This is a genomic window from Pedococcus sp., from assembly GCF_036000045.1.
Taxonomy (GTDB): domain Bacteria; phylum Actinomycetota; class Actinomycetes; order Actinomycetales; family Dermatophilaceae; genus Pedococcus.
On the sequence record NZ_DASYGF010000088.1, the window covers coordinates 17,454 to 29,931 of the forward strand.

The window sequence follows — 12,478 nt, forward strand, 5'->3', positions numbered from 1 at the left end:
AGAGGTGCTGTCACGACCACGCCGCCTCGTCAGCACCCCAGCGTCGACCGACCTCGGCGAACCGGGAGAACCGCTCGTCGATCCGGAAGGCCGGTCGGGGCAGCCGCACCTCCCCGCGCTCTGTCGGGGCATGCATGAGCCACGGCTCCGGGGCGACGGCGACCGCCGGGCCATCGAGGGCGTCGGTCGCCGGCAGCCACTGGGCGGTTCTCGCGAGATGGGCGCTGACGCGCCACGTGCCACCCTCAGCGGCTCGGCGCCGTAAGGCGGTCAAGATGCCGGCCGCCAGCAGGTAGCCCGTGGCGTGGTCCAGCGCCTGCGCCGGCAGCGCGCCTGGGGTCCGGCCGTCAGGGGACTCGATGAGCGCGATCCCCGTCGCCGCCTGGACGATGCTGTCGAAGCCGCGACGGGCGCCCCAATGGCCGCTCGGCGTCCACGCGCTGAGGGACGCACAGACAAGGTGGGGGTGGGTGTGGGCGAGCCGCTCCGGGTCGAGACCGAAGGCGACGAGCGACCCCGGCCGGTAGCCCGTCACGAGCACGTCCGCCTGATCGAGCAGCTCGTGCAGGCGAGCGCGGGCATGCTCGTCGTGGAGGTCGACGAGGGTGGACCGCTTGCCGGGTCCGGTGTCCAGGTAGAGAGCGTCGAGCTCGGGCAGGTGCGGGCTGTCGACGCGCAGGACGTCGCACCCGACGAGCGCGAGAGTGCGCGTCGCCACGGGGCCGGCCAGCACTCTGGTGAGGTCGAGGACCCTTGGTGCCGCGCGCACCGCCACTGGCGCGGCTGCGCCCACCGTGCCGACCTCGAGCAGGTCGTGCGCGGCCACCGCGGCGGCCTGTTCGCCGGCACGCCACTCAGCCCACGAGCGGACGCGCACCGCGATGCCCTGGTCGGAGGTGACGAGATCCTCCACCTCCTGAGCCGTCGCGGTGGCGATGGCCGCCGCGACGTCCGCACGCGTGACACCGCCGGGCAGGCCGAGGGCGCGCAGCAGCCGGTCCCGGTGGTGCGGGTAGTTGGCGTGTGTGCGCACCCACCCGTCGGAGGCCTCGAAGAAGCCCGACATTGGGGCGAAACCCGGAAGAGACTCTCCATCGAGCCTCAGCAGCTGGTCGGCGCGGAACGACACCGCCACCTGCCGTGGGTCGACCCGCACGCGCTCTCCGCCGACCAGGGCTGAGGCTGCCAGGCCTGCCGCCGCGACCGCGCCACACGCCAGGGTGCTCACCGGCAGCGCGGACGGGAGCGCACTGCCACCGGCGAGCGCCAGGTGCTGCGCGGCATACGACTCGGAGAGGTCGAGGGCAGGCAGCACCTCGCGCAGCAGGTGGTTCACGTCCCGATGCTAGGCGTCGCGAGGTCGGTGATGAAGACGCCGTCAGTAGCCCACGGGCAGCAGCTCGCCCACGGGTGCCGAGGCGGCGAAGCGGTTGCCCGCCGGGGCCAGCGGACAGTTCCACCGCGGGTCATAGACGCAGGAGGGGTTGTAGGCGAAGTTCAGGTCGACCACCCAGTCCTCGCCCTCGCGCCCCAGGTCGGCGCCCTTGACGGTGTCGAGGACATAGCGCCCCGCCCCGTAGGTCTCGGATCCGGCCGAGCCGTCACGCACGGGCAGGAAGATCCCGCCGCCGTAGGAGTCGAGCCACCAGAGGTCGAGCCGTCCGAGCTCCCCCAAGGTGACCTGGCCGAAGCGCTCGAAGGGCACCGTGCCGTCGCTCGCCGAGGCGAACTCCCAGCGCTGCGGCTCCGCGGGCTCGACGGAGACGACGAACCGGTATGCCGGGTCGTACGCCGCGTGCCGCATTGCCTGGTCCCCGCTGCGGGGCGACGCCGGGTGGTCCAGGAAGAGGCGCGCGCGGGTGTCGGTCCACAGTGCGTGGGCGATGACCGGGTCGGGCTCGGCCCGCACCGCGGCATACAACGCATGGACCTCGCGCCGCCAGGAGGCGACATCGAGCGCCCCCGGGTACGCCGGCTCGTCCTGTCCGTTCATGTGCGCAAGGCGGGACTCGAACCCGCACACCCGAAGGCACCAGGACCTAAACCTGACGCGTCTGCCAATTCCGCCACTTGCGCGCGGTGGCCACTCTAGCCGCGGCTCTGACGGGTGGTCAGCCGAGGAGGTCCCGCAGGTGCGGCACCATGGCGCGAAAGGCCTTGCCGCGGTGGGAGATCGCGTTCTTCTCCTCGGCAGTGAGCTCGGCCGCGTGGCGCGTGCCGCCCTCGACCACCAAGACGGGGTCGTACCCGAAACCGTTGACCCCCTTGGGCTCCCGGGCCAGCGAACCCGGCATCCGGCCCTCCGTCGCACGCACCGTGCCGTCCGGCAGCGCCAGCACAGCCGCACAGACGAAGGCCGCGCCCCGGTGCCCGTCGCGGACGTCGGACAACTGGGCGAGCAGCAGCTCGAGGTTCGCGCGGTCGTCGCCATGGCGCCCCGCCCAGCGCGCGGAGAAGATGCCGGGCGCGCCACCGAGGACGTCGACGGCCAGCCCCGAGTCGTCGGCCAGCGCGGGCAGCCCGGTGTGGGCTGCGAGCGCCTGCGCCTTGAGCCGGGCGTTGCCCTCGAACGTGACCTCGTCCTCCACCACGTCGGGCGCGCCGGCGAACTCCGAGGCGCCCACGATCTCGAGCCCTAGCTCGGCAGACACGTCGGCGAGGATGGCCCGCAGCTCGACCACCTTGTGGTCATTACGGGTAGCGAGGACGAGCCGGGTGGTCTCCCGGGTCACAGCACGCGCTCACGCGGCGCGGTGGCGAGGGCCTCCTGCTGCTTGGTCGTCAGCTCCGCGCAGCCGACCGTCGCCTTGTCGAGCAGGGCATCGAGCATGGCCCGGTCGAAGGGCTCCCCCTCGGCGGTCCCCTGGATCTCGACGAACCGGCCGTCGCCGGTCATCACGACGTTCATGTCGGTCTCGGCCGTCGAGTCCTCGGGGTAGTCCAGGTCGATGACCGCGGCGCCGTTCACGATGCCCACACTGACGGCCGCGATGGAACCAGTCAGCGGCCGGGCGTCCCTGGCGATGAGCCCCTTGGCCCGGGCGTCCTCGATCGCGTCGACCAGGGCGACGTAGGCGCCGGTGATGGAGGCGGTCCGGGTGCCCCCATCGGCCTGCAGCACGTCGCAGTCCAGGACGATGGTGTTCTCACCCAGGGCCTTGGTGTCGATGATGGCCCGCAGGCTGCGCCCGATCAGCCGGCTGATCTCGTGGGTACGACCGCCCACCCGGCCCTTGCGGGACTCCCGGTCGGTGCGGGTGTTGGTCGAGCGCGGGAGCATCTCGTACTCGGAGGTGACCCAGCCGGTGCCCTTGCCCTTGAGCCAGCGGGGCACTCCCCCGGTGAACGACGCGGCGCACAGCACCTTGGTCCGGCCGAACTCGACGAGCACGCTGCCCTCGGCATGGTCCAGCCAGTTGCGCGTGATGCGCACCTCTCGGGTCTGGTCGGGGGTGCGGCCGTCGTGGCGGGTCGGCAGGCTCTGGTTCGCGGTCGTCTCATTCACGTCGGCAAGGCTAACCGTCTGGGGGTCCGCCTAGTCTGGGGCCATGCCCGCCACCTCGCCCACGCCCGCCACCCAGCCTGCGATCGGCGCCCATGTCGACTCGGCCGACCCGGTGTCGGCGGCGCGGGAGCGCGGCGCCGGGCTGAGCCAGTTCTTCCTCGGCGACCCCCAGAGCTACAAGGGCCCTGTGGTCGACTACGCGGGCGGCCCCGAGGCCCTGAAGGCCGACGCAGAGGCGGCGGGGGTCGACCTCTACGTGCATGCTCCCTACCTGATCAACGTCGCCACCACGAACAACCGGATCCGCATCCCCAGCCGCAAGCTGCTCCAGCAGTTCATCGACGCGGCCGCCTCGGTCGGCGCGAAGGGTCTCATCGTCCACGGCGGCCACGTCGACAAGGAGGACGAGGTCGACAAGGGCTTCGACAACTGGCGCAAGGCGATCGAGGCCACCGACCTGAGGGTCCCGCTGCTGCTGGAGAACACCGCAGGTGGCGACAACGCCATGGCGCGCACGCTGGAGCGGATCGCCCGCGTCTGGGACGCCATCGGCAGCGCGCAGGGGGCCGAGCAGGTCGGTTTCTGCCTCGACACCTGTCACGCGCACGCGGGCGGCATCGGGCTGGCCACGGCGGTCGAGCAGATCCGGGCGATCACCGGGCGCATCGACCTGGTCCACTGCAACGACAGCCGCGACGAGTTCGGCTCCGGAGCCGACCGGCATACCAACCTCGGCGAGGGCCTGATCGACCCGGACGAGCTCGCCGGTGCGGTGCGCGCCGCAAAGGCCCCGGTGGTCATCGAGACCCGCGGCGGCCTGGAGGGCCAGCGCGCCGACCTCGACTGGCTGCGCGCTCGCCTCTAGGCCGGCGACGGAGGCCTAGGCGACCGGGTGCGTCGCCAGGAACCGCCGGATGTGCTCGCGCGGCCGGTCCGACAGGTGCGGCCCGTGCGTGAAGGCCGCGACGGTGTAGTCCAGCTCGGCCAGGCGGTGCGCCGTCTTCGTGGTGAGCCGGAAGTCCGTGCAGAACGCCTTGATCGGCCAGCGCAGGCCGCGGACGTTGAAGATCGAGTCGCCGGTGATGAGCACCCCCGCCTCACGCAGCAGGTATGCGGCGTGGCCGGGTGAGTGACCGGGCGTGTGCACGACCTCGATGCCACCGGCGAACGGCACGAGCTGGCCGTCGGTGAACGTCTCCCCGACGGGAACCGGGTCGAAGGACCCACTGCCGATCCGGTTGAACAGCCGTCCGAGCCGCAGCGAGGAGTCGCGCGGGGGCGAGGTGCCCGCGGTCGCGGACTCGGCGTCGTCCTCGTGGATGCCGAACTGCCGCCCCGTCTCGCGAGCCACGTGGGCCGCCCCTCCGGCATGGTCGGGGTGAGCGTGGGTCAGCAGGAGCCGGGTGACGTCACTGGGGCCCGACCCGACCGACGCCAGCGCCGCCATGACCTTCCCACCGGAGGACTTGACACCCATGTCGACGAGCGTCACCTGCCCGTCGTCGTCGCGCAGGATGTAGCCGTTGACGAAGTCGCCGACGAGCGGGATGCGCCAGACGCCGGGCGCTACGGAAACGGCTGGAGTCCTGGCCATGCGCCTCACACCTCGTAGGTCTCGTCGGGGGTGGCCAGGTCCAACGGACCGGACCAGACCGCGGCAGCCTGCGTGCGGCATACCTCGGGGTCGTTCCAGGGCGGGATGTGGGTGAGCATGAGCCGGCGCACCCCACCGGCCTCCGCAGCGGCCTTCGCCGCGCGGCTGCCCGACAGGTGGATGCCCGTGGCCTCGTCGCGCCCGTCCACGAACGCACTGTCCATGAGGGCGAGGTTCGCCCCCGTCAGCAAGGGCGTCAAGGCCTCGCATGTGTCGGTGTCGCCGGTGTAGGCCAGCACTGCCCCGTCGGCCTCGACCCGGAAGCCGTAGGCCTCGACAGGGTGGTTGACGCGGTATGCCGTGACGCGCAGGGGCCCGACCTGCGTCACCTGGGCTTCCGACAGCTCGTGGACGGCCAGCTCGCCGCTCATGCCATCGTGCTCGAGCCCGTGGTACATCAGCGCGAACCGCTGCTCGGCGCCCCGGGGAGCGTGCACGGGCAGCCGGCCGGGGAGGGCGCCGGCAGGACGGTACTTGCGGGTGACGTAGAGGCCGCAGATGTCGACGCAGTGGTCGGGGTGCAGGTGGCTCACGAACACGGCGTCGAGATCGGCCGGGTCCAGGTGGCGCTGGAGGGCGCCGAGGGCACCGCTGCCGAGGTCCAGCAGGATGGACCAGGTGCGGTCGCCGTCGTCGGCCTGGACGAGGTAGGAGGACGCCGGCGAGCTGGGGCCGGCGAACGAACCCGAGCAGCCGACCACGGTCAGCCTCACGGCCGGACCACCGCCGCCGTCCGGACGACCGACCCGTCGCCGTGGAAGTCGCCGACCTCGGGGCCGAGGAACCGCCGGGCCAGGGCCTGGAACGCCTGGGCGTCACCGGTGGTGGTGAAGCCGTGGGTGGGGGGCGGCAGGGCCGGGTCGCGCAGCGCGTCGCGGTCGGCGAGCACGCGGTAGACGTCCTTGGCCGTCTCGTCGGCCGATGACACGAGGGTCACGCCGTCGCCCATCACGTAGGAGATCGCGCCGGTGAGCAGCGGGTAGTGCGTGCAGCCCAGCACCAGCGTGTCGACGTCGCCCTCCACGAGTAGCCGCAGGTAGTCGCGGGCGACCTCGATCACCTCGGGTCCGGTCGTCTGGCCGGCCTCGACGAACGAGACGAAGCGCGGGCAGGGGACGCTGGTCACCTGGAGATGAGGGGCGGCCGCGAAGGCGTCGACGTAGGCGCTCGACTGGTGGGTGCCCTGCGTGGAGATGACGCCGACCCGGTGGTTGCGGGTCGCGCGCGCCGCACGTCGCACGGCCGGCCTGATCACCTCGACGACGGGCACGTCGTAGCGCTCGCGGGCGTCGTGCAGGACTGCCGCACTGGCCGTGTTACACGCGATGACCAGGGTCTTGACGCCGTGGTCGACCAGGCGGTCGAGGCACTCCAGCGCGAACTCCCTGGTCTGGGCGATGGGCCGGGGGCCATAGGGGGCCCGCGCCGTGTCACCGAAGTAGGCGATCGACTCATGCGGGAGCTGGTCGAGGACGGCGCGAGCGACCGTCAGCCCGCCATATCCGGAGTCGAAGATACCGATGGGTGCATCAGCCACGGGTCAAGGCTAGGGGCGCGACCCACTGACAGACCCCTGGGTCTGCCGTTCGGTGAGTCACATCACCCTCAGGCCTCGGTCTCAGGGGACCAACGCGTGCGCCAGCGTCTCCTGCAGCCAGGTCAGGAAGTCGTACACGGCCAGGGCGTAGACGGCCGGGTCGTCCTCGGCGAGACCGGAGACCTGCTCCTCCAGCAGCTCCAGGTCGCTGTCCTGCTTGAGGCCGAGCCGCTCTCCGAGCACGAGACGCACGTCCGTCAGGGCCACGAGCAGTGCCAGGGCCTGGTCCGGGAGCAAAGAGACCTTCTGGTCACCGACCTCGGACAGTGCGTCGATGGCCGTGGTGAGGTTGGCTGCCTTGCGGGCCCGCAGGCCGTCCTCGGTCAGCCTGCGGAACTCCGCGGCCAGCTGGTCGTCCTCCCGGTTGGCGGTCGGGAAGATGCGGTCCAGGGCGGGGTCGCGCGGCGGGGGCACGTCGCCGGTCAGCTCCGGCACCTGGTCGGCGGCCGACAGCGAGACGCCGACCCCGATGCTGCCGAGGCCCGCGACGATCTGGTCGAACTCGTCACCGGAGCCGGCGGTCGGCTCGCCGGCATCCGCCGGGGGTTCAGGCTCGGGCTCGACGAGCTCGAGGACCTGCTCCATCAGGCCGACCACGAGGCCCCGCTCGACCACGTCGAGCCTGGCGACGTAGCGACCGTTGCGTCGCTTGAACCCGCGGGCCACTCAGACGTCCTTCTGGAAGGTGGCCCACAGGCCGTACCCCTGGAGCGCCTCGGTGTCGGTCTCCATCCGCTCGCGGGTGCCGGTGGAGACGACCGCGCGCCCCTTGACGTGCACGTCGAGCATGAGCCGCTCGGCCTTGGTCTTGGAGTACCCGAAGTAGGTCTGGAAGACAAAGGTCACGTAGGACATGAGGTTGACCGGGTCGTTCCACACGAGCGTGATCCAGGGGACGTCGACCTGTGTCGCGTCGTCCGTGGCGACGCTCTGCTGCTCAGCGGGGGCGAGGGACACGGCTCCCACCTTAGGCTGCGCTCGTGGCCTCTTGTTCCCCTACCACCGCGCTGCTCACGGACCACTACGAGCTCACCATGCTCGAGGCGGCACTGCGCAGCGGCGCCGCCTCGCGACGATGCGTGTTCGAGGTCTTCGCGCGGCGTCTGCCGCCCGGCCGACGCTATGGCGTCGTCGCCGGCACTGGACGGCTGGTCGACGCCGTCACCCGCTTCCGCTTCGGTGACGCCGAGCTCGAGTCGGTGCGGTCGCTCGTGGACGACACGACCCTGTCCTTCCTCGCGGACTACCGCTTCGACGGCCACATCTGGGGGTATGCCGAGGGCGAGTGCTACTTCCCCGGCTCGCCTGTGCTCGTGGTCGAGGCCGACTTCGCCCACGGTGTCGTCCTCGAGACCCTCGTGCTGAGCATCCTCAACCACGACAGCGCCATCGCGTCGGCAGCGTCGCGGATGACCTCCGCCGCGGGCGACCGACCCTGCATCGAGATGGGCTCTCGCCGCACTCACGAGGAGGCCGCGGTCGCGGCCGCGCGCGCGGCATACATCGCAGGGTTCGCGGCCACGTCGAACCTGGAGGCCGGGCGGCGGTTCGGGGTGCCCACGGGCGGCACCGCCGCGCACGCGTTCACGCTGCTGCACGACGACGAGCGCAGCGCCTTCGCCGCCCAGATCGCCGCCCTGGGCAAGGACACGACCCTGCTGGTCGACACCTACGACGTCACCGCGGCCGTCGAGCTGGCCGTCGAGCTGGCCGGTCCGGAGCTCGGCGCGGTCCGGCTGGACTCCGGCGACCTGCTCGTCCAGGCTCGGGAGGTCCGCGACCAGCTCGACCGGCTGGGGGCTCGCTCGACCGAGATCGTCGTCACCTCAGACCTCGACGAGTACGCGATCGCGGCGCTGGCTGCCGGTCCGGTGGACCGCTACGGCGTGGGGACGTCGCTGGTGACCGGTTCGGGCGCTCCGACCGCCGGGATGGTCTACAAGCTGGTGGCCCGCGAGGACGCGACCGGCGCCATGGTCGGCGTCGCCAAGCTCAGTGCCAACAAGATGTCCGTTGCGGGTCGCAAGTACGCGCTCCGTCGTCGTGATGCCCGCGGGGTGGCCGAGGCCGAGGTCGTCGGCATCGGCGAGCCGCCTGCGAACGACGGGGACGACCGGTCGCTGCTCGTATCCCTCGTCACCGGCGGCGAGGTGGTCGACGGGGCGGCGACGTCGCTCGAGGCGGCTCGAGTACGTCACCGTGAGTCCCTCGCCGAGCTGCCGGCCGAGGCGCACCGGCTCCAACGGGGCGAGCCGGTGATCCCCACCGAGCTGAGGCAGTAGCCTCCGGGGATGGACGACCACGACCTCCACCGCGAGGCTGCCACACTCGACGCCCAGGACCCGTTGGCTGGGCTGCGCCAGCGGTTCCTGTCGCCGGAGGGGAGCGACCTGGTCGCCTACTTCGACGGCAACTCGCTGGGACGCCCGGTGGCCGACGTGCCGCAGCGGCTGCGCGACTTCACCGAGCAGCTGTGGGGCGACCGGCTGATCCGCGCGTGGGACGAGCAGTGGCTCGACTGGCCGATGCGGATCGGTGACCGGCTGGGCTCGCTCGTCCTCGGTGCGGCTCCCGGCCAGACGGTCGTGGCGGACTCGACCACGGTGCTGCTCTACAAGCTGAGCCGGGCCGCAGTGGACGCCCAGGCGGCGGGGCCGCAGCGACGCACGGAGATCGTGCTCGACACGGACAACTTCCCCACCGACCGCTACGTCCTCGAGGGCATCGCCGGCGAACGCGGCCTGACCCTGCGCTGGATCGAGACCGACCCGACCTCCGGCGTGACGATCGACCAGGTCCGCGAGGCTGTGGGCCCTCAGACCGCCCTCGCCGTCTTCAGCCATGTCGCCTACCGGTCGGGGCATCTCGCCGACGGTCCCGCCATCACCGCCGCCGTGCACGACGCCGGCGGGCTGGTGCTGTGGGACCTGTGCCACAGCGGTGGCTCGGTGCCCGTAGCGCTCGACGAGTGGGGCGCCGACCTCGCGGTCGGCTGCACGTACAAGTACCTCAACGGAGGTCCGGGCTCGCCCGCCTGGGCGTACGTCGCGGCGCGCCACCACGGCCGGCTGCGGCAGCCGATCTGGGGGTGGATCGGGCGACGCGACGCGTTCGACATGGGCCCGGGCTACGACCCCGCTGACGGCATCCGGTCCTTCATCTCGGGCACCCCGCCCATCCTGGCCATGGTGCCGCTCCAGGCCAGTCTCGACCTGGTGGAGGAGGCCGGCATCGAGGCGATCCGGACCAAGTCGGTCGCCCTCACTGAGCTCGTCATCCGGTTGGCGGACTCCCTCCTGGTACCGCTCGGGGTCGAGGTGGCGTCCCCACGCGACGCCGCGCTCCGGGGTGGGCATGTGACGTTGCGCCGCAAGGGTTTCCGCGAGGTGACGGCCGCTCTGTGGTCGCAGGGGGTCATCCCCGACTATCGCGACCCGGACGGTCTGCGGATCGGTGTCTCCCCGCTGAGCACGAGCTTCGCGGAGGTGGTCACGGGCATGCTCGCCCTGCGGGACGCTGTCGTGGCGTATGACGCGGGCTCGGGTTCGTCTGCGGCCTCGGACGCCCCGGTCTCGGGTCTCACGCAGTAGCGTCGCGCCATGGCCCGCGGACTGGTGATCGTCGACGTCCAGAACGACTTCTGCGAGGGCGGTTCGCTCGCGGTGGCAGGTGGCGCCGAGGTGGCGGCCCGTATCAGCGCGTACGTCCAGGCTCACGGCGAGAGGTATGCCGCGATCGTCGCGACCGCGGACTGGCACGAGGACCCGGGCTCGCACTTCAGCGAGCACCCCGACTATGTCGCCACCTGGCCGGTGCACTGCCGAGTCGGCAGCGACGGGGCGCTGTTCCACCCAGCCGCCGAGCCCGCCTTCGAGCGGGTGCAGGCCATCTTCCGCAAGGGGCACCACAGCGCGGCCTACAGTGGTTTCGAGGGCTTCACCGTGGAGGGCGACCACAGGGTCGGTCTCGCTGACTGGCTGCACGGGCGGGAGGTCGACTCCCTTGATGTCGTCGGCATTGCGACGGACCACTGCGTCCGGGCGACCGCGCTGGATGCCGTCGCGGCCGGCTTCGACACGACCGTGCTGCTGGACCTGACTGCGGGGGTGGCGCCCGACACCACGGCGGCGGCCCTGCGTGAGCTGGCGGACGCCAACGTGCAGACCTCCGGAGAGGTCGCTTCGCAACCTCAGGGCTGAAACCGTCTGGTCAGGCCGCGCGGGGGTAGCTGTGACGGTCGGCGGGCCAGGTGGTGTGGGTGCGTCCGTCGGGTGCGGTCCAGGTGCAGATGCCGTGGGGGTCCATCTGGACGCGCCAGCCGGCGTGGTGTTTGAACGCGTGGTGGGTGGCGCACAGGGTCTGCAGGTTGGTGACCTGGGTCGGGCCGTCGGGGTGGCGGATGACGTGGTCGAGCTGGCAGCGGCGGGCCGCGGTGGCGCAGCCGGGGAAGCGGCAGGTGCCGTCGCGGGAGCGGACCGCGCGGGCGGTGCGGGCGCCGGGCCGGTAGGTGTCGGGGTCCTGCCAGCGCACGGCCCCGGTGGCGGGGTCGGAGCCGGCCACGCGCACGGCGGTGTCGGGGTCGCTGAGCAGGGCGACGACGTCGGCCGGCAGCAGCGAGCCCAGGCTGGGGACCTCGGTATGCGCGGACACGAACCACAGCTCGCCGTCGTGGTCGTGCAGGATCCCGTCGTCGAGCTCCTGGCAGCCGCCGACATCGACGAACCACCCCGCTGGTGCGGCCGTAGCCGTGTCGGCGGCTGAAGTGTCGCCGGCCGCTGGGTCGGTGGTTGCTGGATCGGCGGAAGAGGCGGCGGCCGGGTCCGATGGGTCCGGGGCCAGGCAGTCGGTCGAAGCGGCCGGCCGGAAGACGCGCAGCGAGCCGGGCGCGTGGGCCTGCACGGGCGTGACGAGCTCGATGGAGGTGCTGATGGTGGCGTTGGCCTCCACGAGGTCGGCCAGCGCGTCCGCGCGTGCGGCGCCCATGAGCAGCCCGGGTTGGGCTCGGGCGTACTCCGCGGCGAGGGCGTCCACGGCCCCCCAGAGGCGTAGCGCGGTCGAGGTGGGCAGGTCCGCGACCAGCCGGGTCATGCCCGAACACTCCCCGGGGCGCACCCGTACCTCGCGCCGGGTCCGGGCCTGCTCGCACGCCTGCCCGGCCTCCAGGGGGGCGCACCGGTCGGCGCAGCGGCGCGCCCGGGCCCGCAACGCCGCGCAGGGCAGGCCGGTGATGCCGCCCTCGAGGACCCGCGCCTCGAACTCGTGCAACCGGTCGGTGGGCGCGGCCAGCGACTCACCCACCACCGCATCGACCCGGTAGGCCTCCAACGCCCCGGACCAGGCCAGCGCCTGGACCCCCGGCAGCGAGCACACCACCCGCCGGGCCCGGTCGACCCTGGTGACCATGGTCCGCGGTGACACGTGCAGCAGCGGCGCCAGCGACCCCGCCGCGAGCTGGTCCCCCGACAGGTGCAGGGGCCGCCGGCCCGCAGCGGCCGCGTCCGCGGCCTCACGCTCGCACCGCTCCTCACAGCGCCGCGCCACCGTCTCGATCGCCGAGCGCTGCCGCGCCGCCACCGCGGCCATCACCCGCTCCGCGGCCAGGGTCAGCGCCTCGGCCTGGCCCACCGTCAACGCGGCGATGTCCTCGTCCGTCACCGCGAACAGGACGGCCGCCAGCACCGCAGGGTCAACCCCCACCACGGCCCCCACCGACTCGAACATA

14 protein-coding genes and 1 tRNA gene are annotated in these 12,478 nt (G+C 72.4%); 4 read left to right on the forward strand and 11 right to left on the reverse strand.

Annotated elements, in window-relative coordinates; genetic code table 11:
- Positions 1-10 precede the first annotated feature (10 nt).
- The 5 genes from VGN50_RS13090 to rph form a co-directional block, all read right to left on the reverse strand.
- A complete protein-coding gene (locus tag VGN50_RS13090; RefSeq protein WP_327445250.1) occupies positions 11-1,336 on the reverse strand; it encodes a CoA transferase in 1,326 nt (441 codons plus the stop codon).
- A gap of 42 nt (positions 1,337-1,378) precedes the next feature.
- On the reverse strand, positions 1,379-1,993 hold the full coding sequence (locus VGN50_RS13095) for a DUF1684 domain-containing protein (RefSeq protein WP_327445251.1): 615 nt from the start codon (positions 1,991-1,993) through the stop codon (positions 1,379-1,381).
- A 1-nt stretch (position 1,994) separates the two neighbouring features.
- A tRNA-Leu gene (locus VGN50_RS13100) sits at positions 1,995-2,076 on the reverse strand.
- 35 nt (positions 2,077-2,111) lie between these two features.
- Positions 2,112-2,732 (reverse strand): RdgB/HAM1 family non-canonical purine NTP pyrophosphatase, encoded by a 621-nt coding sequence (gene rdgB / locus VGN50_RS13105; protein ID WP_327445252.1) that lies wholly within the window; start codon positions 2,730-2,732, stop codon positions 2,112-2,114.
- Entirely contained in the window at positions 2,729-3,505 is a 777-nt protein-coding gene (gene rph / locus VGN50_RS13110) for a ribonuclease PH (RefSeq protein WP_327445253.1), read from the reverse strand. The genes rdgB and rph overlap by 4 nt, the downstream gene beginning before the upstream one ends.
- A 43-nt stretch (positions 3,506-3,548) precedes the next feature.
- Here rph and VGN50_RS13115 point away from each other — a divergent pair, with 43 nt between their 5' ends.
- Positions 3,549-4,370, forward strand: coding sequence for a deoxyribonuclease IV (locus VGN50_RS13115; RefSeq protein ID WP_327445254.1), 822 nt, complete (start codon positions 3,549-3,551; stop codon positions 4,368-4,370).
- Between the two features lie 15 nt (positions 4,371-4,385).
- On the opposite strand, the gene VGN50_RS13120 is transcribed toward VGN50_RS13115, so the two are convergent.
- The 5 genes from VGN50_RS13120 to clpS all read right to left on the reverse strand — a co-directional run bounded on the left by VGN50_RS13120 (position 4,386) and on the right by clpS (position 7,713).
- Entirely contained in the window at positions 4,386-5,099 is a 714-nt protein-coding gene (locus tag VGN50_RS13120; RefSeq protein WP_327445255.1) for an MBL fold metallo-hydrolase, read from the reverse strand.
- Positions 5,100-5,104: 5 nt separating this feature from the next.
- Positions 5,105-5,872 (reverse strand): MBL fold metallo-hydrolase, encoded by a 768-nt coding sequence (locus VGN50_RS13125; protein ID WP_327445256.1) that lies wholly within the window; start codon positions 5,870-5,872, stop codon positions 5,105-5,107.
- Positions 5,869-6,696: a glutamate racemase gene (murI, locus tag VGN50_RS13130; RefSeq protein WP_327445257.1), complete on the reverse strand. Its 828-nt coding sequence runs from the start codon at positions 6,694-6,696 to the stop codon at positions 5,869-5,871. Before murI ends, VGN50_RS13125 begins: the two co-directional genes overlap by 4 nt.
- 81 nt (positions 6,697-6,777) lie before the next feature.
- Positions 6,778-7,422: a DUF2017 domain-containing protein gene (locus tag VGN50_RS13135; protein WP_327445258.1), complete on the reverse strand. Its 645-nt coding sequence runs from the start codon at positions 7,420-7,422 to the stop codon at positions 6,778-6,780.
- Positions 7,423-7,713, reverse strand: a complete 291-nt coding sequence (gene clpS, locus VGN50_RS13140; protein WP_327445259.1) for an ATP-dependent Clp protease adapter ClpS — start codon at positions 7,711-7,713, stop codon at positions 7,423-7,425.
- Positions 7,714-7,736: 23 nt separating this feature from the next.
- Here clpS and VGN50_RS13145 point away from each other — a divergent pair, with 23 nt between their 5' ends.
- The 3 genes from VGN50_RS13145 to VGN50_RS13155 are packed head-to-tail and all read left to right on the forward strand — an operon-like array spanning position 7,737 to position 10,955.
- The gene (locus tag VGN50_RS13145) at positions 7,737-9,038 is read left to right on the forward strand and encodes a nicotinate phosphoribosyltransferase (protein WP_327445261.1); all 1,302 of its coding nucleotides are present in this window, start codon (positions 7,737-7,739) and stop codon (positions 9,036-9,038) included.
- Between the two features lie 9 nt (positions 9,039-9,047).
- A complete protein-coding gene (locus VGN50_RS13150; RefSeq protein ID WP_327445262.1) occupies positions 9,048-10,346 on the forward strand; it encodes a kynureninase in 1,299 nt (432 codons plus the stop codon).
- Positions 10,347-10,355: 9 nt separating this feature from the next.
- Entirely contained in the window at positions 10,356-10,955 is a 600-nt protein-coding gene (locus tag VGN50_RS13155) for an isochorismatase family protein (protein WP_327445263.1), read from the forward strand.
- Positions 10,956-10,965: 10 nt separating this feature from the next.
- Here the strand turns inward: VGN50_RS13155 and VGN50_RS13160 are convergent.
- Positions 10,966-12,478: HNH endonuclease signature motif containing protein (locus VGN50_RS13160; protein ID WP_327445264.1), on the reverse strand; the 1,513-nt coding region annotated here is incomplete at its 5' end.

Coding starts and splice junctions, on each gene's coding strand:
- VGN50_RS13095 (WP_327445251.1), bottom strand. CDS start 1,993: ATGAACGGACAGGACGAGCCGGCGTACCCGGGGGCGCTCGATGTCGCC.
- VGN50_RS13115 (WP_327445254.1), top strand. CDS start 3,549: ATGCCCGCCACCTCGCCCACGCCCGCCACCCAGCCTGCGATCGGCGCC.
- VGN50_RS13120 (WP_327445255.1), bottom strand. CDS start 5,099: ATGGCCAGGACTCCAGCCGTTTCCGTAGCGCCCGGCGTCTGGCGCATC.
- VGN50_RS13150 (WP_327445262.1), top strand. CDS start 9,048: ATGGACGACCACGACCTCCACCGCGAGGCTGCCACACTCGACGCCCAG.
- VGN50_RS13155 (WP_327445263.1), top strand. CDS start 10,356: ATGGCCCGCGGACTGGTGATCGTCGACGTCCAGAACGACTTCTGCGAG.